The sequence below is a fragment of the Brevibacillus brevis genome (assembly GCF_031583145.1).
Lineage (GTDB): Bacteria > Bacillota > Bacilli > Brevibacillales > Brevibacillaceae > Brevibacillus > Brevibacillus brevis_E.
Window position 1 is genome coordinate 2,273,935 of record NZ_CP134050.1, and the last position, 21,816, is coordinate 2,295,750.

Genomic DNA, 21,816 nt, shown 5'->3' on the forward strand with positions numbered 1-21,816 from the left:
AAGGTGATGGAAGATGGAAAAAAGCATATTTACGAGAATCATGGAGGGCGAAATTCCTGCCCGCATCGAATACGAAGACGATCAGGTGATCGCCATTCACGACATCGCGCCAAAAGCGCCGGTGCATCTGCTGATCATTCCAAGAAAGCCTATCCCTACGCTGATGGATGCGACGGAAGAGGATTTGCCGCTGATCGGCCACATTCACGCCGTGGCACAGAAACTCGCCAAAAAACTGGAGCTGAAGGGCTTTCGTCTGATCAACAACTGCGGCAAGGAAGGCGGACAGGAAGTTTTCCACATTCACTATCATTTTCTCGCAGGCTTTCAGGAAAAAAGTGAATAAAGGTTGACCTTCGTAAGGCAACTATCCTATAATGAAGTGTGACAGTCTGTTCGTTCGTTTCGATTCAGGCGTCCCACGGTTTTAGCGGAGGGAGGGAAGACAAATGGCAGAAATTCGAGTCAAGAAAAACGAGTCTTTGGATAGCGCACTTCGCCGCTTCAAGCGTGAGAGCGCAAAATCCGGGGTGATGGCGGAACTGCGTAAACGTCGCCACTTTGAGAAGCCAAGCATTAAGCGCAAGAAGAAATCCGAAGCAGCTCGCAAGCGTAAGTACTAATTGACGGAGGGCTCATCATGAGTGTAATGGAGCGACTCGATCAAGATATGAAACAAGCAATGAAGGACAAAGCTGCTCTAAAACTCTCTGTTATTCGCATGGTGAAAGCCGCTTTGAAGAATGAAGAGATTAACAAAGGCAGACCTTTGTCTGACGACGAAGTGCTGACCATCTTGACTCGTGAGTTAAAACAACGCCGTGAATCCCTCCACGAATTTGAAAAGGCAGGCCGAGTGGACCTCGCCTCGAAAGCGCGCGAAGAGATTGACGTGCTCGCCGCTTACTTACCCGCTCAGCTAAGCGAAGATGAAATTCGCGAGATCGTTCGGGAAGCGATCGCCGCTACCAATGCCTCCTCGAAAAAAGAGATGGGCAAAGTGATGGGCGCGATCATGCCGAAAGTGAAGGGCAGAGCAGACGGAAACCTCGTGCAAAAGATTGTATCTGAGGAACTACCATCGTAGACGAGTAACACCTCATATAGATACGAACAGAAGAGACCCAGCCTTGAAGAAGGCTGGGTTTTTTCTTTAGAAAAGGGGGAAGGGGTACCCGGCTCCTTCCGCGGTCCCTTTTCCTGCCAGACTTTGGTAGGGGTTTTTTATGAAAAAATGAAACGATTCCCAATCGCTTTCGTATACCATAGTAGCCAATCGTGGAAGCTGATAGGTAGAGAGGAGGGAAATGTCATGATTGCAGCACGACCAACGATACGGCGCTGGCGGGTACTGTTCTCGCTGCTTAGCCTGCTGGCAGGACTCATGATGCTCATCTCCGGACAGACGGCGACAGCCGCGTCCTACCAGAAAGCGTTTTGGATTCCTGTCGACAATACCATCGAGCGGGGGCTGGAAAGCTTTTTGAAACGGGCTTTTCTGGAAGCGGAGCAGCAGCAGGCCGATCTCGTCATCCTGGACATCAACACACCGGGAGGAGAAGTGAACGCTGCGGGAGAAATCGGGCAGCTCATCCGGCAAGCTCCCATGCACGTGGTCGCTTATATAGACAACCAAGCCTTTTCAGCAGGGACATACATCGCCTTGAATGCCAATGAAATCGCGATGACCCCAGGGAGCAGCATGGGGGCGGCAACCCCGATCGACATGGCGGGCAACGCCGCCGACATCAAAATTATTTCTGCGTGGTCGAAGCAGATGCAAAGTGCGGCCCAATTGAATCATCGCAATGTGGATGTGGCCAGGGCCATGGTCGAGATCGATACCGAGTTTCCCGGGCTGAAGCCAAAAGGGACCGTGCTCTCACTGGACGCGCATACGGCCAAAAACCTAGGGTATGCGGACCGGCTGGTCTCCGGCCAGGACGAACTGTTGAAGCAGCTCGGCGTGAATCCGGACTCGGTCCAGCATATCGACCCGACGGCGGGAGAGGTGGTCGCCAGATGGGTAACCAGTCCGGTTGTCATGAGCCTGCTGCTGGTGATCGGTCTGGTCGGAATCGTCGTCGAGCTGTTCGCTCCCGGCTTCGGGGTCGCAGGCACGATTTCACTGGTGGCGTTTGGATTGTATTTCTTCGGTCATTTTGTGGCAGGGTTCGCTACCTGGCTGCACATCGCGCTGTTTATCATCGGGATTCTTCTGATGATCATGGAAATCTTTCTTCCAGGCGGTATCGTGGGGGCGATTGGCTTCATCAGCATCGTCACCGGATTGGTCATGGCGGCCTATGACACGAAGCAAGGTATCGCTTCGCTAGGTATTGCCGCGGTCATCACGGTAATTGTCACGATTCTGCTTGTGAAACGATTTGGGGGGAATGGATTGTTCAAGAAATTCATTCTGGGCGACGTGCAGCGAAACGAAGAAGGGTACGTCGCACCGAAAGACCAGCGTGATTTGCTGGAGAAAACAGGTGTGGCTCTGACGCCGCTGCGCCCTGCCGGCATGGTGAAGGTAGAAGGCAAGCGAGTAGACGCGGTGAGCATCGGCGGATTCATTCCGGCTGGAACCCCCGTAGTCGTGGTTCAGGTGGAAGGCACCCGCGTCGTCGTGCAGGAACAAGAACTTAAGGAGTGATTGCTACATGTTGGAAAGCGGATTGATTCCTCTCATTTTTTTGGTGGCGGTAGCCATCGTCGTTCTCTCGATCTTTTTCTCGTTCGTTCCAGTCATGCTGTGGATTTCCGCGCTGGCTTCGGGCGTGCGCATCGGGATCATTACACTCGTCGCGATGCGGCTTCGCCGGGTAATCCCGTCGCGGATCGTGAATCCATTGATCAAAGCGCGCAAAGCGGGCCTGGAGCTCGATACCAATCAGTTGGAGAGCCACTACCTGGCAGGCGGTAACGTCGACCGTGTCGTGGACGCGCTTGTCGCAGCGCAGCGTGCAGATATTCCTCTGGGCTTTGAACGCGCGGCCGCCATTGACCTCGCGGGTCGAGACGTGCTGGAAGCCGTGCAGATGAGCGTCAACCCGAAAGTGATCGAGACGCCGATCGTAGCGGCAATGGCCAAGGACGGGATTGAACTGCGCACGAAAGCGAAGGTCACCGTGCGCGCGAATATCGACCGGCTGGTCGGGGGTGCGGGAGAAGAGACGATCATCGCCCGTGTCGGCGAAGGGATCGTCTCGACGATCGGTTCTTCCGACAGCCACAAGGATGTTCTGGAAAATCCAGATCTCATCTCCAAGACCGTGTTGAACAAAGGGTTGGATGCGGGAACCGCCTTTGAAATCTTGTCCATCGACATCGCGGACGTCGATGTCGGGAAAAACATCGGGGCCCAGTTGCAGACCGATCAGGCGGAAGCGGACAAACGCATTGCCCAGGCAAAAGCGGAAGAACGCCGCGCGATGGCAGTAGCCCAGGAGCAGGAAATGAAGGCGCGCGTACAAGAGATGAAGGCGAAGGTCGTGGAAGCAGAGGCGCAGGTTCCCCTCGCGCTTGCCGAAGCCCTGAACAACGGAAAGCTCGGCGTGATGGATTACTACAACATGCAGAACATCGCGGCCGATACGCAAATGCGCCAATCATTCGGAACCGGCGGAGACAAGCCGAAGAATACGCCGCCTGACGGACAGGAATAAGGGCGATCTCCATGGACGATCTCTTGGAACTCCTCTTTGACCTGTTGGGCTGGTTGCTTCCGCTGATCGGCAAGTTCTGGGTGGTCATACTGGCGTTTATCGGCTACAAGGTTTTTGGCAAAGGCAAAAAGATGTCCCAAGGCAGGGCGCAGCGTACCCTCACCCCTGTGGAGAGCGGAGGGTTTCCTCACCCTCAACCATCCGAGGAGCGAAGGCAAGTACGTACGCTGAATTCTGCAAGCGGTGAGGATCTGCCGGAAGAACGCAGGCAGGTCCGGGCTTCCTCCAAATACGAGCCGATTCAGCCCGCGCCCTTCGAATCGCTGGAAGGGGTAGGAGTCGAGCAGGAGTGGGCATTTGCAGAGTCAGACCATTCCGTGCACGAGGCTGAACGAAAGCAGACAAAAAAGCCTGTCCTTGTGGAGGCGCCTGAAGCTGTCGCAGCAGATATCGATCCGCGTGAAGGGATGAAGTGGGCGATCATTTTTGGAGAACCGCGCTCCAAAGCGCCCTTTGCTCCTCCGGCCGCGCGCAGAAGAAACGCATAAGCGATTCAATATAAAACAAGGCAGGTGGACTCTCGGGTTCACCTGTTTTTTTGTATCGATTCAGAAGGGGAACAGAGCTGTCCGATATGGTTTTGGCCGTCGAGCCAAACAGGGACTTTTGTCGAAAGTTAGCGAATAACTTGTCTTGTGTCCATTCGCCGGGTTGACTATTCTGATATTATAGAAATTTCTTCCAATCATGGAATGAGGGGCAGTGGGCAGGCAATGAACCAGCAAATGTTTGAAAGTATGGGTCGTTTCCGACAAAAAGTGATCCGGCTTGTCATCGTCGAAAAGAAATCCATCTATGAGACCGCGATCGCTTGTGGATGCACTGCGGAAAAAGTGAAGCGAGTCCTGAAGAAATGGAAGGCGCTTTCGCGAAATCAAGCCGTATCCCTACCTCCTGAAGAATAACGATAATGCGAGGACCATGCCGCTGGCGAAACCGAAGCGGCATGGTCCTCTTTCATGAGTTTTTTCCCCCAAGGCGGCTACTTGCCAGAGGTCGTTTTCATACGCATGCCAACGGGCTCCAGCGCATACCCATAGGTAAGAACGGTTTTGCACGGCCATCGGAAACGGGCAAAGAAGTCGGAAGCTGATTCGGCGCAGTAGCGCTAGTAAGAGAGGGGGCTTATCCATGAAGCGTTGGAGCCGCCGTCTGCGCCAACTGGCGGGAGGGGTACTGGAGCTGCCGCAAGACGTCGTTCTAGAAGTCCCGCGCATCACGATGATCGGTCATTTGCAAATGTACATAGAAAACCACCGCGGAGTTCTGCACTTTAGTGAAAAAGAGCTCCGTTTGCTGTTGACGAATGGCCAGATGATCGTAACAGGCGAACAACTCGTCATCCGGGCGATCCTGCCAGAGGAAGTCTTGCTGGAAGGTAGGATCGGAGGCGTAAAATTTTTGGAAACCGGGCCAAAGGGCTCGTAACACGAAAGAAAGCGGGGAGACATATGCGAAACGGGCTGAAAGAGTGGATCGACGGTCACGTCACCATAACGGTGCGGGGGAAGCGATTCGAGCGTTTGTTGAATATGGCCGTTCGGGACGGGATTCGCATCTGGAATATTCGTCGGGTAGGGGAAGAGCTGACTCGTTGCGATATCGTGATTCGGGATTACTTCCGGCTGCGCCCGCTGCTGCGGGAGACAGGCTGTCGCGCCCATGTCGACAGCCGGGGAGGCTTGCCGTTTTGGCTGATCCGACTGCGCAGGCGCTTGGGACTGGCTATCGGAGCCGTTCTTTTTTTCCTCGGATTGTACATGCTCTCTTCGTTTGTCTGGACTGTGGAAGTGAGCGGCACCCGTCACATGGACCCGCAGAAGGTGCTTAAGGCCGCGGAGCAGATCGGGATTAAAGAAGGGGCATGGAAGGTCAAACTAAAAGAACCATTGACCATGCAGAAAGAGCTCATGAGCTTGCTGCCGGAAGCCACCTGGGTGGGAGTGGATATCCAGGGGACGAGAGTGCTGCTGCAGGTCGTGGAAAAGGATGCTCCTGTGAAGCCGCAGCCGACAAGTCCGCGGCATTTGGTAGCGAAAAAGCGCGCGGTGATCACTAAAATTTTGCCCGAAGTAGGGAAAAGCCAGGTAACCGTAAACCAGCTGGTAGAAAAAGGGCAAGTGCTGATCTCGGGAATCATTGGCAACGAGACGCGCCAGCAAGCCGTATCGGCCCGGGGGACGGTGAAGGGAGAAGTGTGGTACGTGAGCGAGGTTTCCGTCCCGCTCACGCAGACGATGTACCGCTTGACAGGTGAGCAGCAGGAGCGGCAATACCTGCTGCTTGGCTCCTACGCCGTGCAAGTGTGGCCGCTGAACAAGCTGACCTTTGGCCACGCGGAAGAGACGGAATCCCGATTCGTCCCGTCGTTCTCAGGGTACACCTCTCCTGTCGGGTGGAAGACGATCCACGCGATGGAGACGGAGCCGGTGCAGAAGAAAATTACGGTTCAGGAGGCGACGGAGACAGCCAAACGCTTTGCCAGGGAAGACATCCTGAGAAAGGCGGGCAAGGACGCCGTGATCGCGGATGAAAAAGTTTTGCACGTCACATCAGAGAATGGTAAAGTTTACTTGAGCATTCATTTTTCCGTCATTGAGGATATTGCCGTTGAACAGCCGCTCACGTGGGTTCCGCAGACGCCGGCTGAGACTGGCAAGCCATGACGTAAACCTGAACGTGCTAGAATGGGTAAGCATAGCTGCTTATCGATACTGGAGCCCATAAAAACCTTCGCTGCATCGAGGGCGTTCCTCCCTTAGTGGACCGCGAAAGGTTTTTTATTACCGTTGCAAGGAGATGGAAGCCTGTTGCACCTACAAGATGAGGTAAGAATCCCATTTGCAGACGCATCTGAGGCCTTGCTTTTGTTCGGACCACACGACGCGTACTTGACTTTGATCGAAGAAAACAGTTCCGCCAAAATCATGACGCGGGAAGGCGAGCTCGTGATCAGCGGCGACAAGCCGGAAGTGGATAAGCTGGCTGAACTGATCGGTATCTTGCTGCAACTGATCCGCAGAGGGATTGCCCTGTCCGAACGCGACATCTCGTACGCGATGATGTTAAGCAGAGAAGGTCAGGCATCGCAATTGCTGGACGTATACGACGAAGAAGTGGCCCGTACCCAACGGGGGAAGACGATTCGAGCGAAAACACTCGGACAGCGCCATTATTTGTCCGCGATCAAAAAGAAGGACATCGTATTCGGAATCGGACCGGCCGGAACCGGGAAGACGTATCTGGCAGTGGTGACGGCGGTCACCGCGCTCAAAAACGGGCGGGTGAAACGGATCGTGCTGACCCGGCCAGCAGTGGAAGCAGGGGAAAGCCTCGGATTTTTGCCAGGGGATTTGCAGGAGAAGGTAGACCCGTACCTGCGGCCTCTCTACGATGCCTTGTACGACATGCTGGGCAATGAACAGGTCGCCAAAATGATGGAGCGAGGGCTGATCGAGGTGGCGCCGTTGGCGTATATGCGCGGCCGGACGCTGGAAGACTCGTTCGTTATTTTGGATGAAGCGCAAAACACGACTCCCGAGCAGATGAAAATGTTTTTGACACGCCTTGGCTTCGGCTCCAAAATGGTCATTACCGGCGACGTGACACAGGTCGATTTGCCCAAAGGGAAAAAGTCGGGGCTTCGGGAAGCGCAGCGAATTCTGAGCCCGATCCCGGACGTAGCCTTCATCCATTTTCAGGAGGGCGACGTGGTCCGTCACAGCCTGGTGCAAAAGATCATTCAGGCGTATGCCAAAGAGGAAGTCGAACACCAGTATCAATAAATCGCGTTGGAAAAAGGAGAATGAGCTTTCTGTGCTAGCCGTTGAAATACTTCATGAAGACGTAGAACCGCTCGAGGAAAACTTGCAAAGCTTGATTACCCGTTGCCTGGAGGCAGCTGCCGTCCAGGAGGAAGTGAGCGGGGAAGTCGTCGTCACCATCGTCAGCAACGAGCGGATCCATGAGCTGAACCGCGACTATCGGGGCGTGGATCGGCCGACGGATGTCTTGTCGTTCGCCATGAATGAACCGGGCGAAGGCGAGATGGAAATTTATCTGGACGAAGGCGACCTGGAAGAGTTTCCGAACATGCTCGGCGACATCATCATTTCGCTCCCGAAAGCGCAGGAGCAAGCCGAAGACTACGGGCATTCGCTGGAAAGAGAGCTCGGTTTTCTCGCCGTGCACGGCTTTCTGCACTTGCTTGGCTACGACCACGGCACGCAGGAAGAGGAAAAGGAAATGTTTTCCCGTCAAGAAGCAGTACTTGAGAAAATCGGCCTGACGAGGTAGGAGATAGCAGTGAAAGAATGGCGCAGACTGGTGCGCAGTTTTTCCTACGCCTGGCAAGGGATTGTCCATACCGTGAAGACACAGCGAAACATGCAAATTCACGTTGCGGCTGCCGTTGTTGTGCTGGCGGCCGCTTGGTGGCTGCATATTCCCCGCAGCGATGTTTTGCTGGTCTTTTTTTCTATCGCGCTGGTCTTCTCCCTGGAGCTCGTCAACACGGCAGTGGAGGCAGTGGTCGACCTGGCATCGCCGCAGTGGCACGCCAAGGCGAAGGCGGCCAAGGATGCCAGCGCGGGAGCCGTCCTGATCGCGGCCCTCACATCAGTAGCGATCGGCCTTGCGATTTTCGGACCGCCACTGTATCACAAAATGACTGCTTGGTTTTTTGCGTAAAAAGAACGATCCCGCTGTTTTCGGACCAGACTGCTTCCCTCGGCGAGCGAACGAGGTCTGGTCTCTTGTCGTCTCCACATAACAGAGAGCTTTCCCGGGATGCATGCAAGTGCCGGGGAGCATGGTGAAAGAATACCGATAGAAGGAATGATGCACATGGATAAACAAGCATTGATGGCACAGGCGATCGAAGCGAGGAAGCGGGCGTATGTGCCGTACTCCGGCTTTCATGTCGGGGCAGCGCTTTTGACGGAAGAAGGGAAAGTCTATCTCGGCGGCAACATCGAAAACGCTGCCTACTCCCTGTGCAATTGCGCAGAGCGGACGGCGCTGTTCAAAGCGTATTCCGAAGGAGACAAACGCTACAAGGCTTTGGCCGTCGCGGCCGATACACCCAAGGCGGTATCCCCGTGCGGTGCGTGCCGTCAGGTCATGGCTGAGCTGTGCCCGCCCGAGATGCCTGTCTATTTGACCAACCTGAACGGCGATGTTTGGGAAACGACTGTATCCGCCCTGATCCCCGGGGCGTTCACCAAGGAGGATTTACGTGGATAACCGCACTACCAAGAAAGCATTCAAGTCCGGCTTCGTCTCGATTGTCGGCCGGCCGAACGTCGGAAAGTCGACATTGCTCAACCACATCGTCGGCACCAAGATCGCGATCATGTCCAACAAGCCGCAGACCACCCGCAACAAAATTACAGCGGTGCATACCACCGAGGAAGGACAAATCATCTTCCTCGACACGCCGGGTATTCACAAGCCGCAGTCCAAGCTGGGCAACTACATGGTGACCGTAGCGGAAAACACGTTGAACGAGGTCGATCTGGTCCTGTTTGTCGTCGATGCGACGGAAAAGCGCGGAGCCGGAGACGAGTACATCATCGAACGGCTGAAGCAGGTGAAAACGCCTGTATTCCTGGTCATCAACAAAATTGACAAAGTCCATCCGGAAGCTTTGCTGCCGATCATCGACGACTACCGCAAGCTGTACGATTTCAAGCAGATTGTCCCGATTTCCGCACTGGAAGGGAACAATACGGGCTCCCTTACCGAAGCCATTTTTGCTGAAATGGAAGAAGGGCCGATGTTTTATCCGGCCGATCAGGTGACCGATCATCCCGAGCGCTTTGTCGTGGCAGAGCTGATTCGGGAAAAGGTGCTGCATTTGACGCGGGAAGAAGTGCCGCATTCCATCGCAGTCGTCGTCGAGGAAATGAAGCGCGGGGAGAACGGCAAGACGCTGTACATTTACGCTGCCATCTATGTGGAGCGCGATTCCCAGCGCGGCATCCTGATCGGGGAAAAAGGCCAGATGCTCAAAGAGATCGGCCGCCGTGCGCGCAAAGACATCGAGCGTCTTCTCGGTGACAAAGTGTTTCTGGAGCTGTGGATCAAAGTGAAGAAGGACTGGCGCAACCAGGAGCGGATGCTGCGCAACTTCGGCTTCTACGACGAAGAGTAGGACAGCCATTCACGAACGGGAGTGTTAATTTTTCCAAGGCATAGAAAAACGGGCAAAGGTGATTCTAAGAAGGAAGTGGATTGACCCGATACAGGAAAGGATGATGCTCCATGCTTCGTGACTTTTCTTGGAGAGTTTTCGCTTCTACCGGTGACATCCATGCTTACCTTCTCTACCGGGATCACCATCAAACGGATGGTGCTGACGAGGAGGCCTCCTTTGATCTCGCCCAGGAAGAGTTGGGTGAATCGCAGGCATGCTTGTAAAGTGGGAAGGAATTGTCATTCGCAGCGTGGACTATGGCGAGTCCAGCAAAGTGGTGACATTGTTTACCCGGGAGAACGGTAAATTGGCAATCATGGCGCGAGGAGCCAAGAAAACCAAAAGCCGTCTGGCAGCCGTCTCCCAGTTGTTTTCGCATGGCTACTATCTGTGCAAGGCAGGGCCCGGCAGCGGCATGCCTGATCTCTCCCAGGGAGATGTCATGGAGTCGTTCCGGGACTTGCGGCAAAGCCTCGATGCGACGGCTTATGCCGCATACATAGCAGAGCTGTTGGATCGTTTGACGCACGAACGGGAGCCTAATCCGTATCTGTTTCAACTGCTTGCACACACCCTCCGGCATCTGGACGAGGGAAGAGATGCAGAAATTCTCTGCCGAATTTTTGAAACCAAGATGCTCATGGTAGCCGGGATCTCGCCGCAATTGTCCGCATGCGCAAACTGTGGTGCAGAAAGGGAGCCTTATGCGATCAGCGTGTCGCAAGGGGGACTTTTGTGCCCTGTTTGCCTGCCATCCGATCCTTATGCGATAGCGGTCACTCCTTCGACCTGGAAGCTTCTTCGGCTTTTCCAGGTATTTGATTTGGAGCGGCTGGGCGAAATTGAGGTGAAAGCGGCGACCCGCAATCAACTGAAGCATGTGCTTCGCAGCTTCATGGACGAGCATCTGGATCTGCGGTTGAAAAGTCGCGCGTTTCTGGAACAGCTGGAACGGTTGTCCCCGCCTGGACGTGCGGATTGACAACCCTTTTTCTTTTCGTTATGATTAGTAACAAATTCGATACCGATTGTTGCCATGAAGGAAAAGAGTAGTCGGCCACTGGCTGTCCAAGCGAACCGGGGAGGGTGAGAGCCCGGTCACCAAGCTGATGAAGGGCGTTCCGGAGCAATTTGATAAACCAAGGTGGGCGAATGCTTTTTTCGCCAAGTAGGGTGGAACCGCGAGAATCCTCTCGTCCCTACACTGTCGCATGGACGGTGTAGAGGCGGGAGGTTTTTTTGTACAGATAGGAATTGATAAAATTCCTATCCAGTATAAGGGCAACCGCGGCTCCGCCAAATTGGCGTAGCCAGGTTTTCTAATTCAAACACTTGGCAAAGCCGAGTTTACATTGCAAGGAGGAAAATGGGCATGAAAATGACTTTTCAAGACATCATTTTGACGCTGCAAAACTTTTGGGCGAAACAAAATTGCCTGATCGTGCAGCCGTACGACGTGGAGAAAGGGGCGGGTACGCTGAATCCGATGACGTTCCTGCGCTCGATCGGACCGGAGCCGTGGAACGTCGCTTACGTGGAGCCGTCACGCCGTCCGGCTGACGGCCGTTACGGGGAAAACCCGAACCGTCTGTATCAGCATCACCAGTTCCAGGTGATCATGAAGCCGTCGCCTGACAACATTCAGGAGCTGTATCTGGACAGCTTGCGCGAGCTCGGAATTGAGCCGTTGGAGCACGACATCCGCTTCGTAGAGGACAACTGGGAGCATCCCGGTCTCGGTGCATGGGGCCTTGGATGGGAAGTGTGGCTCGACGGGATGGAAATTACCCAGTTCACTTACTTCCAGCAGGTGGGCGGTCTGGAGTGCAAACCGGTGGCGGTCGAGCTGACATACGGCCTGGAGCGTTTGGCCTCCTACATTCAGGAAAAGGAAAACGTGTTCGATCTGGAGTGGGTGAACGGATTCACTTACGGGGATGTATTCCTGCAGCCGGAGTACGAGCATTCGAAATACACCTTCGAGCTGTCTGACGTGGACATGCTGTTCAACCTGTACAATACGTACGAAGCGGAAGCCAAGCGCTTGATGAAAGAGCACCTGGTTTACCCTGCGTACGACTACGTGCTGAAATGCTCGCATACCTTCAATCTGCTGGATGCGCGAGGCGTGATCAGCGTGACGGAGCGCGCAGGTTACATCGCGCGCGTGCGCAACCTGTCCCGAGAAGTCGCGCAGACGTATCTGGCAGAGCGCGAAAGACTGGGCTTCCCGCTCTTGAAAAAAGGAAATGCCGCGACCGAAGATGCTGCTCGGAAAGGAGAGGGTGCAAATGAGTAAGCGCGATTTGCTCCTGGAAGTTGGATTGGAAGAAATGCCTGCCCGCTTTGTCGCATCGGCGGCAGCGCAATTGAAAGAACGGGTGGAGAAATGGCTGGCGGAACAGCGCGTTCCGTTCGACGGGATCTCCTCGATGGAGACGCCTCGACGCTTTGCCGTTCTCGTGAGCGGTCTCGCCGAGAAGCAGCCTGACCGCAACGACGAAGCCAAAGGACCTGCGCGCAAGATCGCCCAGGACGAAGCAGGCAACTGGACGAAGGCGGCGCTCGGATTTGCCCGCAGCAACGGCGTATCGCCGGAGGAGCTGTACTTCAAGGACGTAAACGGTGTGGAGTACGTACACGCCCGCAAATCGGAAGCGGGAAAAGAGACTCGTGAGCTTTTGCCGCAGCTCGCCGACGTTATCGCGGGCATGAACTTCCCGAAAAACATGCGCTGGGGCGCCAACGATCTGAAGTACGTTCGTCCGATTCGCTGGCTGGTGGCTCTGTTCGGGAACGAGCTGATCGACCTCGAGATCGCCGGGGTAAAAAGCGGGCGAGTCACTCGCGGTCACCGCTTCCTCGGTACGGACGTGGAGATTCAGACTCCTGACGAATACAAAGGCAAGCTTGCCGAGCAGCATGTCATGGTTGACCCGGAGGAACGCCGTGCGACGATCGTGGAGCAGATTCGCCGAATGGAACAGGAAAATGGATGGAACATTCCGATGGACGAAGGACTGCTCGACGAAGTCGTCCACCTGGTGGAATATCCGACAGCGCTGTACGGTACGTTCGAAGAAGAGTTCCTGAGCATTCCCCGCGAGGTGCTGGTGACCTCCATGCGCGAGCATCAGCGCTACTTCCCGGTGGAAAACGCTGAGGGTCAGCTGCTCAACCACTTCGTGACTGTGCGGAACGGCGACTCTCGCGCTCTGGAAAACGTGGCAAAAGGGAACGAAAAAGTGTTGCGTGCCCGCCTTTCGGACGCCCGCTTCTTCTACGTGGAAGACCAGAAGCTGTCGATCGACAGCTGCCTGAAAAAACTGGAGACAATCGTTTTCCACGAGGAATTGGGAACGATCGGAGACAAAGTGCGCCGCGTGCGCAAGACGGCTGCCCAAATCGCTGCAAAACTCGGCGTAAGTCAGGAAGAAGCGAAGCAGGTCGACCGGATCGCAGAGATCGCCAAATTCGATCTGGTCACCAACATGGTCGGGGAATTCCCGGAGCTGCAAGGCATCATGGGCGAGGACTACGCTCGCAAAGCGGGAGAAGCCGACGTCGTTGCACGTGGGGTATTTGAGCACTATTTGCCGCGCTTTGCCGGCGACCTGACGCCGAAGTCCGCCCAAGGCGCCATCGTCAGCCTGGCCGACAAGCTGGACACGATTATCGGGATCTTCTCGATCGGTATCGTACCGACCGGCTCCCAAGACCCGTACGGACTGCGCCGCATGGCTGCCGGTATCGTCACGATCCTTCTGGAGCGCGGCTGGCAGCTCTCGCTCGAACAGCTGTGGGACGCGACTCTTGAGACGTACGCAGCTCAGGGCGTAAACAAACGGACTGCGGCAGAAGTGAAACAAGACCTGGTCGACTTCTTTGCCCTCCGCCTGAAAAACGTCCTGCAGGAAAACGAAGTGCGTTACGACGTGGTGGATGCGGTCCTTTCCGCCGACCTGTCCTACGTGCCGATGATCATGGCAAAAGCCAAAGCCTTGATGGCGGCAGTGGCAGGAGAAGAGTTCAAGCTGGTCGTAGAGCAGTTCAACAGGGTTAACAACCTGGCGCAAAAAGCGGAGGCGGACAAAGTCGATGAAGCGCTGTTCGCGGAAGAGGTGGAGCGTTCGCTGTACCAGGCGTACCTGTCGGTGCAAAGGGAAGTGGATGGCCTGAGCGACCAGGACAAAGTCTTGGCGACCCTTTCGACCTTGCGCGAACCGATCCATGCGTTTTTCGATAAAGTCATGGTGATGGCGGACGATCAGGCGGTCCGGGCCAACAGGCTGGGTCTGCTGCTGCGTCTGTCCCGTCTCATCTACGGGTACGCAGATTTCTCCAAACTCGTCTTTGCATAAATCCATACGGCCGATTGCCTCCGCCCACACTGTGGCGGGGGCACCTTTTTTGCTCGCGAAAGAAGGAATATCCGGTCGAATAGAGTAATACTAGGAAGAGGTAACTGACTAAAGCCGGGGTGATTGGTCATCGAGCTTACCAAACGACAAGAGCAGATTTTACAGATAGTGAAGGATGAAGGGCCGATTACAGGGGAGCACATCGCGGAGAAGCTGAGTTTGACCAGGGCGACGCTCCGTCCCGACCTATCCATCCTCACGATGTCAGGTTATTTAGAAGCCAGACCTCGGGTCGGGTATTTTTATTCTGGCAGACCCGCAAGCTCGGTCATTAGTGAACGGCTTCACAAGCTTCTCGTCAATGACTACAAAGCGGTTCCGATCGTTGTTTCCGAATCAGCCTCCGCTTACGATGCCATCGTGACCCTGTTTCTGGAGGACGTAGGCACGTTGTTCGTCGTGAATCAGAAGGGGTACCTGGCAGGAGTCATTTCACGGAAAGACTTGCTGCGCGCTTCGCTTGGCAACAAGACGCTGGAGGATGTTCCCGTCAGCATCATCATGTCGCGCATGCCCAATATAATCACGTGTGCGCCTGAAGAGACGCTTTACGCGGCAGCCAAAAAATTGATCGACTTTCAGATCGATTCCCTGCCCGTCGTCCGTCCCAGCGAAGACGATTCCAAGCAGATGGAGTTGATCGGGCGAGTCACCAAGACAACGATCGCAAAAGCATTTGTAGAATTGGGCAGCGAACCGAAAGTGTAGGAGGAGAAGCGATGCAAGGTAACAGTCAAGGACAACTCATCTATGTGGTCTCGGACTCCATCGGCGAGACGGCCGAGCTCGTCGTGCGCGCTGGGGCCAGCCAGTTTGACCGATTTCTGATCGACGTTCAAAAGTATCCCTACATAGAAGACAAAGAATCCATCGACGAGATCATTGCTTCCGCCAAAGAGTCCAAGGCAATGATCGTTTTTACTTTAGTGATTCCGGAACTGAATACATACATTACGCAGCAGGCCGCTCTGCACGGCATTCCGGCGATCGACGTCATGGGGCCGCTCATGCAAACCCTGCAAAATATGCTGCAGGAACCGCCTTCCGGCAAGCCCGGCCTGGTCCGCCGCCTGGACGAAGAGTATTTCCGCAAGGTAGACGCCATCGAGTTTGCCGTCAAGTACGATGACGGCCGCGACCCGCGGGGGCTTCTCCGCGCTGATGTCGTGCTGATCGGCGTATCCCGCACCTCGAAGACGCCGCTGTCCATGTATTTGGCCAATAAGCGGTTGAAGGTTGCGAATGTGCCGCTGGTGCCGGAAGTGGAGCCGCCGGAGGAACTGTTCCAGCTGCCTCCCGAGCGCTGCATCGGGCTGACGATCAATCCTGAACAGCTCAACGGCATTCGCACGGAGCGACTCAAGGCCCTCGGACTCACCGCTCAGGCGAACTACGCCAACCTGGAGCGCATCAACGAGGAGCTGGAATACTCCAACAAGATCATCAAGCGTCTGGGGTGCCCCGTTATCGACGTCTCCAGAAAGGCGGTCGAGGAAACGGCCAACATTATTTTGGAGATCATCCGCAAAAACAACCTGCGCAGCGAAAAGAAATAGGTCAAAAGAAGGAATTTGACGTTTTTTGTAGAAAACAAGTAGGACGCAAGTAGCGAACTGGGCAGTGCCCTGCGTTTATTGCTCTAGAAAATGTGGAAAAGTAGAAAAGAAGTGCGATCACAAGAAGGAAATTGACGAATTTTGACGAACTAAATAATCTCGTCGTTCGATTCTCCGTGAAAAGGTGGATAGAGATGGCTGGTCACACTTCTGAAGAGTTCGTAAGCCAAGTGCGTGCCGCTGTCGACATCGTAGACGTTGTAGGAGAGTATGTACAGCTGAGAAAAAGCGGTCGTGCCTTTCTCGGTCTATGCCCATTTCACTCTGAGAAGAGCCCTTCCTTTAACGTGAATGCGGAGCGACAGTTTTTTCATTGCTTCGGCTGCGGAGCCGGCGGGGATGTTTTTTCCTTCTTGATGAAAATCGAGCAGCTGACCTTCCCGGAGGCACTTCACAAACTGGCGGATCGTGCCGGGATTGCAGTACCTGTGCCGCAGCAAGAAGAAGTATCGCCAGAGAAACGGGCGAAACAAGTGATGCAGGAAGCGCATCGTTTTGTTTCAAATCTGTACCACTACGTGCTGACGGAGACCCCGTACGGTGTGGAGGCGATGAAGTACCTCACCCGTCGCGGGATGTCCAGACAGACGTTAACCGAGTATCAAATTGGGTTTGCACCGGATTCTTGGGATTTTGTCACACAGTTTTTGACCAAGCGGAATTTTCCCCTGGATCTGATGGTGGAAGGCGGCTTACTGGCAAAAAGCGATGCCGGAAAGATTTTTGACCGTTTTCGCGGTCGCGTCATGTTTCCCATACACGATTCGCAGGGAAACGTCATCGGGTTCGGCGGACGGCTCCTGGACAACAACCAGCCCAAGTCGCAGCCCAAGTATTTGAATAGTCCGGAAAGCCTCTTGTTCAACAAAAGCGCTACCCTCTTCAATCTTCATCGTGCAAGGCCGTATATACGAAAAAGGAAGCAAGCACTGTTGTTTGAAGGATACGTCGACGTGGTGTCCGCATGGCAGGCGGGCTTCATGCAAGGGGTTGCCACGTTGGGGACGGCGCTGACAGAGCACCACGCCAGAATCCTTCGGCGGAATGTGGATTCAGTGGTTCTCTGCTACGACGGAGACGCAGCCGGACAAGAAGCAACGAGCAAGGCGATTCACGTTTTGCAGCAAGCCGGATTGATCGTTCGGATCGCGCCCTTGCCCCAGGGAACAGACCCGGATGACTACATTCGGCAGCATGGGGCCGAAGCGTTTTCCCAGCAGGTATTGCTCAAAGCAATGCCGGTCACGGCCTTCCGCTTGAAACATTTGCGGAGCCAGTACGTAATAAAAGATGAGACAGACAAGGCCCTCTTGATTGCGAAAGCGGTGGAAATCATCAACGAGCTGGACAGTCCGGTAGAACGCGACTTGTATCAGCGGCAATTGGCCGAAGAGTACTCCCTGACTTTGGGCGATTTGAAGTGGGAGTCAAAGCGTGCTTACAAACAGCAAAAAAGTGAGCGGCAAAGGGATAAAGTGGCGCCAGCATGGAATAATAGTATAAATAATGGCAAAGTTACGCTCGCGAAATCTCTGCCACCCGCTTACCACACGGCCGAGCGCAAACTGCTGTTTTACATGATGCGAAACAGCGATGTCGCTGTCCGTGTCCAGAAGGAATGCAGCGCCCACTTCCAGGTGGACGAACATGATGCGCTAGCGGCCTACTTGTACGCTTACTACGCAGAGGGAAACCCTGAAGACCCTGGAAAGTTTATACACTACGTGCAAGACGAATCGTTAAAGCAATTAGCCTCGGGATTGGCCATGATGGAGTATAAGGAAGACGTATCTGATTTAGAGATCAGCGACTACATCAAACAAGTGAATAACTACCCGAAGCGTGCCGAGTTGGAACGATTGCGCGAAGAGCAGCGGAGCTTACACCTCCAAGCGGCCGCAGCGGACAGCGAGGATGCGCGCAAACAACTGGAAATTCAAGCAGCCATCACAGGGATGAAGATTCTTGAATTGGAAAATGCTTTAAAAGAAGGGTAGCATCAGATCATTCCCGGGGAAGGAGGGATAGTAGATGAACAAACAAAACATCACTTCTGACATGGAAGCAATGTCCATCGAACAAGTGAAGGAACAATTGGTCGAATTAGGCAAGAAACGCGGTGCTCTGTCGTACAAAGAAATTACGGATCGCCTCTCCGGCTTTGAACAGGACTCCGACCAGATGGATGAATTTTTTGAGTACCTGGGCGATCAAGGCATTGAAATCAACAACCATGAGAACGACGATGATGAAGTTGACGAAATGATCATCAAGGATGAGGACAACGAAGAATTCGATTTTGACGATCTCTCTGTTCCACCCGGAATTAAGATCAATGACCCTGTACGGATGTACCTTAAGGAAATCGGTCGTGTGCCTCTGCTCTCCGCTGAAGAGGAGATCAAGCTGGCGCAGCGCATCGAGCAGGGGGATGAAGAAGCGAAACGCCGTCTGGCCGAAGCGAACCTCCGATTGGTGGTTTCGATTGCCAAGCGTTATGTTGGCCGCGGCATGCTTTTCCTCGATTTGATTCAGGAAGGCAACATGGGTCTGATCAAGGCGGTCGAAAAGTTTGACTACCGCAAAGGCTACAAGTTCAGTACCTATGCCACTTGGTGGATCCGCCAGGCTATCACCCGCGCGATCGCTGACCAGGCACGTACGATCCGGATCCCTGTGCATATGGTGGAAACGATCAACAAGCTGATTCGCGTATCCAGGCAGCTCTTGCAGGAGCTGGGCCGCGAGCCGATGCCAGAGGAAATTGCGGAAAAGATGGATCTCACCCCGGAAAAAGTACGGGAAATCATGAAGATTGCTCAAGAGCCGGTTTCGTTGGAGACTCCGATCGGGGAAGAAGACGATTCGCACCTGGGCGACTTCATCGAGGATCAGGATGCCCTGGAGCCTTCGGATGCCGCTGCTTACGAGCTGTTGAAGGAGCAGTTGGAAGACGTGCTCGACACGTTGACGGACCGGGAAGAAAACGTATTGCGCCTGCGCTTTGGTCTCGATGACGGACGCACGCGTACGCTGGAAGAAGTGGGAAAGGTTTTTGGCGTGACCCGCGAGCGGATTCGTCAGATCGAGGCAAAAGCTCTGCGCAAACTTCGTCATCCAAGTCGAAGCAAGCGCTTAAAAGATTTCCTGGAATAACCGATATAAGGAATAGGTGGCCTACGTACAGCCGACGTAGGCTTTTCTTTTTCCAGCTATCAAGACCGTTGCCGTCGAAAGTAAGGAGGGGCCGCGTTGGACGACCAGCGCAAACGAACCATCATAGCCGAGATCGAAAACTGGCGGCGCAACCATTTGCTGCCTGAACATTACTGCATTTTCCTGTTAAACTTGTATACGGAAGGGGACAGGCCTCCTGCTGCGGAAACCGCTACGAAACAAGAACGGAAGAAGGGCGATGTATTGGGCGCGGGATCGGCAAGCGATCGAGGACATGCTGCTTCTGCCTCCTATGTGTACGAAACGAAGTACGTATCGCCTGTGACAGGCAAAATGGTAATGGCTTGGCTGCTTGGTGCCTTTGTCATTGCCGGTTTGATCTTGCTTGCTTTTCATTTTAACCGTTTTCAAACCCCAATGCAAATTACCATCTTTGCCTGTTTCGCACTCGTTTTCTATATTCTGGGACTTGTCTTCCGACGGTCGGCTCCGCCGCTGACCCATCTGTTTTTATGCCTGTGCTTCCTCATTTTGATCGCGGGAGGCGTATACTGCGTCAAGCAGCTAGGCGGATCCCAGCCGGTGGTCCTGCTTTACCTGGGCGTCATCTGTGTCCTTCTCTGCATCAGTGCATTTGTGTTTGGCTATGCGTATTTGCTGTACGGAGGGATGCTTGGGCTTGCCTTGCTGTACGGGGTTGCGACAGTGGATCGGGTGAGCAGGGAGTATACGTGGTGGCGGTCCGAGCTGTACTGGGTGCCGCTCGCGTGTCTGCTGACCGGACTCGGATTTCTCATGAACAACGGGAACCCGAAATGGGCGAGCGTCTTTGCCGTATGTGGCCTTGCCGCTTTTTTCGGGGCGGAGCTGCAGTCTCTGTACATTCCGGAGGCGAAGCGGGACGTCATTCAGCTTCTCTTGTTTATCAAAGTGTTTTTGGCCTCGGCCTTGTTTTTCTTTACGCGCCGTTACTGGTTTGCGTGGCTGCGCCTGTAAAGATCGAATTTTGAGAAACGCTCGTTTTCCGAACAGCCCCTCTCTGCTAGAATCATAACGAGAGAGAAATCGAGGTGACGAATGTGGAGAGCAAGTGGAAAGTACTAATCGGGATCTTGCTGGCTGCCATTTTTCTCGGAGGAGAGACGGCCGCCCAAATCATGGGGTACAAAACGTACAGTGTCGGATACATACTTGGGGCTCTTTCTTTTTTGGGAGCCATCGTGATGGGGGCGCGCCGAAAGTAGGCGCGTTCTTTTCTTTTTGGAACAACATTCTGAAGATTCATCACACAGGAGAAGCTGGATGTAGTATAATGGTAAAAGAATTCTGAACAAACGCTCAGTCGAAATGATGTACAGCCTTTCATTCCTGAACTTAAGCGCTTTCAAGGAGGGTGTCGAAATGAACTATGATCTGACCCAGGAACAGCTCATGCTGAAAAAGATGATACGGGAATTCGCCGATGAGGTCGTGGCTCCGGGAGCGGATGAGCGCGACCGTACGAAGCAGTTTCCGGTAGAGGTATTCAAGCAAATGTCGGAATTGAATCTGATGGGCCTGCCTTTTTCGGAAGAGTACGGGGGAGCGGGAGCCGATACCGTCAGCTTCGCCATCGTAGTGGAAGAGCTGAGCCGGGCATGCGGGTCGACAGGGATCACGTATTCCGCACATATCTCGCTGGGGGGCGCACCGCTGTCTCTGTTCGGGACAGAGGAGCAAAAGCGGACGTACTTGTCGAAAATTTGCTCGGGCGAAAGCTTTGGCGCTTTCGGATTGACGGAGCCAAATGCCGGTTCCGACGCGGGAGGAACGAAGACGACCGCTGTCCTGGATGGCGGGGAGTGGGTGATCAACGGATCCAAGTGCTTTATCACCAATGCTTCGTACGCCTCTTTCCTGGCACTGACTGCAGTGACGGACAAACAAAAAGGCGCACGGGGCATATCGGCGTTTATCGTTCCGACGGACTCACCCGGCTTTACTGTCTTGGCGAATTACGAAAAGCTGGGCTTGCACAGCTCGAACACAACCGAGCTCGTGCTGGAAAACGTGCGGGTTCCGGAAGAGAATGTACTGGGCAAACAGGGGGAAGGCTTCAAGCAGTTCTTGATCACGCTCGATGGCGGGCGCATCGGGATCGGGGCCATGGCCGTAGGGATTGCCCAGGCTGCCTACGACAAAGCATTGCAATATGCGAAGCAACGGACGGCATTCGGAAATTCTCTCAGCCATTTTCAGGCGATCCAGCACAAGCTCGCGGATATGGCAATGCAGATCGAGCTGGCGCGAGGCATGGTGTACAAGGCTGCCTGGCTTAAGGACCAGGGGCGCCGTTTTACGAAAGAAGCGGCAATGGCAAAGCTGTACGCTTCGGAAGTGGCAATGTCGGCGACGCACCAAGCGATCCAGATTCATGGCGGGTACGGCTACATGCGCGAATATCAGGTGGAACGCTTCTTCCGCGACGCCAGACTCCTGGAAATCGGAGAAGGGACGTCAGAAATTTTACGCAATGTCATCGCCCGAGAAATCGGATGTTAACCTCAATGCCCAGGATCCCCGCTGCGTTCATGCAGCGGGGATTTTGTCGGTTCCTGCGCCGGGTTTGTGATGGATTTTGCATTGGGCAATCGGTTCCAAATAGGGTAGAATAGAGGAACGGAAGGTGAAGAATACTC

General features: G+C 54.3%; 25 protein-coding genes and 1 other annotated feature. All 25 genes read left to right on the top strand.

All coding sequences use genetic code 11. The features are described from left to right. The first annotated feature begins 13 nt into the window (after positions 1-13). Positions 14-346, top strand: coding sequence for a histidine triad nucleotide-binding protein (locus tag RGB73_RS11305; RefSeq protein ID WP_310771930.1), 333 nt, complete (start codon positions 14-16; stop codon positions 344-346). 103 nt (positions 347-449) lie between these two features. Beyond that, positions 450-623, top strand: coding sequence for a 30S ribosomal protein S21 (rpsU, locus tag RGB73_RS11310; protein WP_003390641.1), 174 nt, complete (start codon positions 450-452; stop codon positions 621-623). A 17-nt stretch (positions 624-640) separates the two neighbouring features. Continuing rightward, positions 641-1,087: a GatB/YqeY domain-containing protein gene (locus RGB73_RS11315; protein ID WP_310771935.1), complete on the top strand. Its 447-nt coding sequence runs from the start codon at positions 641-643 to the stop codon at positions 1,085-1,087. A 225-nt stretch (positions 1,088-1,312) separates the two neighbouring features. After that, a complete protein-coding gene (locus RGB73_RS11320; RefSeq protein WP_310771937.1) occupies positions 1,313-2,656 on the top strand; it encodes an NfeD family protein in 1,344 nt (447 codons plus the stop codon). A gap of 7 nt (positions 2,657-2,663) precedes the next feature. Beyond that, positions 2,664-3,668: a flotillin-like protein FloA gene (gene floA / locus RGB73_RS11325; protein ID WP_310771939.1), complete on the top strand. Its 1,005-nt coding sequence runs from the start codon at positions 2,664-2,666 to the stop codon at positions 3,666-3,668. 11 nt (positions 3,669-3,679) lie between these two features. After that, positions 3,680-4,216, top strand: a complete 537-nt coding sequence (locus tag RGB73_RS11330; RefSeq protein ID WP_310771941.1) for a hypothetical protein — start codon at positions 3,680-3,682, stop codon at positions 4,214-4,216. 225 nt (positions 4,217-4,441) lie between these two features. Then, entirely contained in the window at positions 4,442-4,633 is a 192-nt protein-coding gene (locus tag RGB73_RS11335) for a sigma-70 family RNA polymerase sigma factor (RefSeq protein ID WP_310771943.1), read from the top strand. 226 nt (positions 4,634-4,859) lie between these two features. Then, positions 4,860-5,156, top strand: a complete 297-nt coding sequence (yqfC, locus tag RGB73_RS11340; RefSeq protein ID WP_310771945.1) for a sporulation protein YqfC — start codon at positions 4,860-4,862, stop codon at positions 5,154-5,156. Positions 5,157-5,179: 23 nt separating this feature from the next. Further along, positions 5,180-6,394: a sporulation protein YqfD gene (gene yqfD / locus RGB73_RS11345; RefSeq protein ID WP_310771947.1), complete on the top strand. Its 1,215-nt coding sequence runs from the start codon at positions 5,180-5,182 to the stop codon at positions 6,392-6,394. Positions 6,395-6,538: 144 nt separating this feature from the next. Then, positions 6,539-7,513 (top strand): PhoH family protein, encoded by a 975-nt coding sequence (locus tag RGB73_RS11350; RefSeq protein WP_310771949.1) that lies wholly within the window; start codon positions 6,539-6,541, stop codon positions 7,511-7,513. 31 nt (positions 7,514-7,544) lie between these two features. Next, positions 7,545-8,024 (top strand): rRNA maturation RNase YbeY, encoded by a 480-nt coding sequence (ybeY, locus tag RGB73_RS11355; RefSeq protein ID WP_310771951.1) that lies wholly within the window; start codon positions 7,545-7,547, stop codon positions 8,022-8,024. Positions 8,025-8,033: 9 nt separating this feature from the next. After that, on the top strand, positions 8,034-8,417 hold the full coding sequence (locus RGB73_RS11360) for a diacylglycerol kinase family protein (RefSeq protein ID WP_310771953.1): 384 nt from the start codon (positions 8,034-8,036) through the stop codon (positions 8,415-8,417). Positions 8,418-8,573: 156 nt separating this feature from the next. Continuing rightward, complete coding sequence (locus RGB73_RS11365; RefSeq protein ID WP_310771955.1) at positions 8,574-8,972, top strand: cytidine deaminase; 399 nt, start codon at positions 8,574-8,576, stop codon at positions 8,970-8,972. Further along, a complete protein-coding gene (gene era, locus RGB73_RS11370; protein WP_310771957.1) occupies positions 8,965-9,882 on the top strand; it encodes a GTPase Era in 918 nt (305 codons plus the stop codon). The genes RGB73_RS11365 and era overlap by 8 nt, the downstream gene beginning before the upstream one ends. 110 nt (positions 9,883-9,992) lie before the next feature. Beyond that, positions 9,993-10,148 carry a YqzL family protein gene (locus tag RGB73_RS11375; protein ID WP_310771959.1) on the top strand — a complete coding sequence of 52 codons (156 nt, stop codon included), beginning with the start codon at positions 9,993-9,995 and terminating at the stop codon, positions 10,146-10,148. Beyond that, complete coding sequence (gene recO, locus RGB73_RS11380) at positions 10,139-10,906, top strand: DNA repair protein RecO (RefSeq protein WP_310771961.1); 768 nt, start codon at positions 10,139-10,141, stop codon at positions 10,904-10,906. Before RGB73_RS11375 ends, recO begins: the two co-directional genes overlap by 10 nt. 45 nt (positions 10,907-10,951) lie before the next feature. Continuing rightward, positions 10,952-11,128, top strand: a binding site (T-box leader). Between the two features lie 174 nt (positions 11,129-11,302). Further along, entirely contained in the window at positions 11,303-12,223 is a 921-nt protein-coding gene (gene glyQ, locus RGB73_RS11385; protein WP_396136210.1) for a glycine--tRNA ligase subunit alpha, read from the top strand. Then, positions 12,216-14,285: a glycine--tRNA ligase subunit beta gene (gene glyS, locus RGB73_RS11390; RefSeq protein ID WP_310771965.1), complete on the top strand. Its 2,070-nt coding sequence runs from the start codon at positions 12,216-12,218 to the stop codon at positions 14,283-14,285. The genes glyQ and glyS overlap by 8 nt, the downstream gene beginning before the upstream one ends. Positions 14,286-14,408: 123 nt before the next feature. Then, positions 14,409-15,053 carry a transcriptional regulator CcpN gene (locus RGB73_RS11395; RefSeq protein WP_310771967.1) on the top strand — a complete coding sequence of 215 codons (645 nt, stop codon included), beginning with the start codon at positions 14,409-14,411 and terminating at the stop codon, positions 15,051-15,053. A gap of 11 nt (positions 15,054-15,064) precedes the next feature. Continuing rightward, positions 15,065-15,901 carry a pyruvate, water dikinase regulatory protein gene (locus tag RGB73_RS11400; RefSeq protein ID WP_310771969.1) on the top strand — a complete coding sequence of 279 codons (837 nt, stop codon included), beginning with the start codon at positions 15,065-15,067 and terminating at the stop codon, positions 15,899-15,901. A gap of 194 nt (positions 15,902-16,095) precedes the next feature. After that, entirely contained in the window at positions 16,096-17,958 is a 1,863-nt protein-coding gene (gene dnaG, locus RGB73_RS11405) for a DNA primase (RefSeq protein ID WP_310771971.1), read from the top strand. Positions 17,959-17,992: 34 nt separating this feature from the next. After that, a complete protein-coding gene (gene rpoD / locus RGB73_RS11410; RefSeq protein ID WP_310771972.1) occupies positions 17,993-19,117 on the top strand; it encodes an RNA polymerase sigma factor RpoD in 1,125 nt (374 codons plus the stop codon). A 96-nt stretch (positions 19,118-19,213) separates the two neighbouring features. After that, a complete protein-coding gene (locus RGB73_RS11415) occupies positions 19,214-20,134 on the top strand; it encodes a hypothetical protein (RefSeq protein ID WP_310771975.1) in 921 nt (306 codons plus the stop codon). Between the two features lie 74 nt (positions 20,135-20,208). Further along, positions 20,209-20,382, top strand: coding sequence for a hypothetical protein (locus RGB73_RS11420; RefSeq protein ID WP_310771978.1), 174 nt, complete (start codon positions 20,209-20,211; stop codon positions 20,380-20,382). Positions 20,383-20,539: 157 nt separating this feature from the next. Beyond that, positions 20,540-21,679, top strand: a complete 1,140-nt coding sequence (locus RGB73_RS11425) for an acyl-CoA dehydrogenase (RefSeq protein WP_310771981.1) — start codon at positions 20,540-20,542, stop codon at positions 21,677-21,679. The last annotated feature ends 137 nt before the right edge of the window (positions 21,680-21,816 follow it).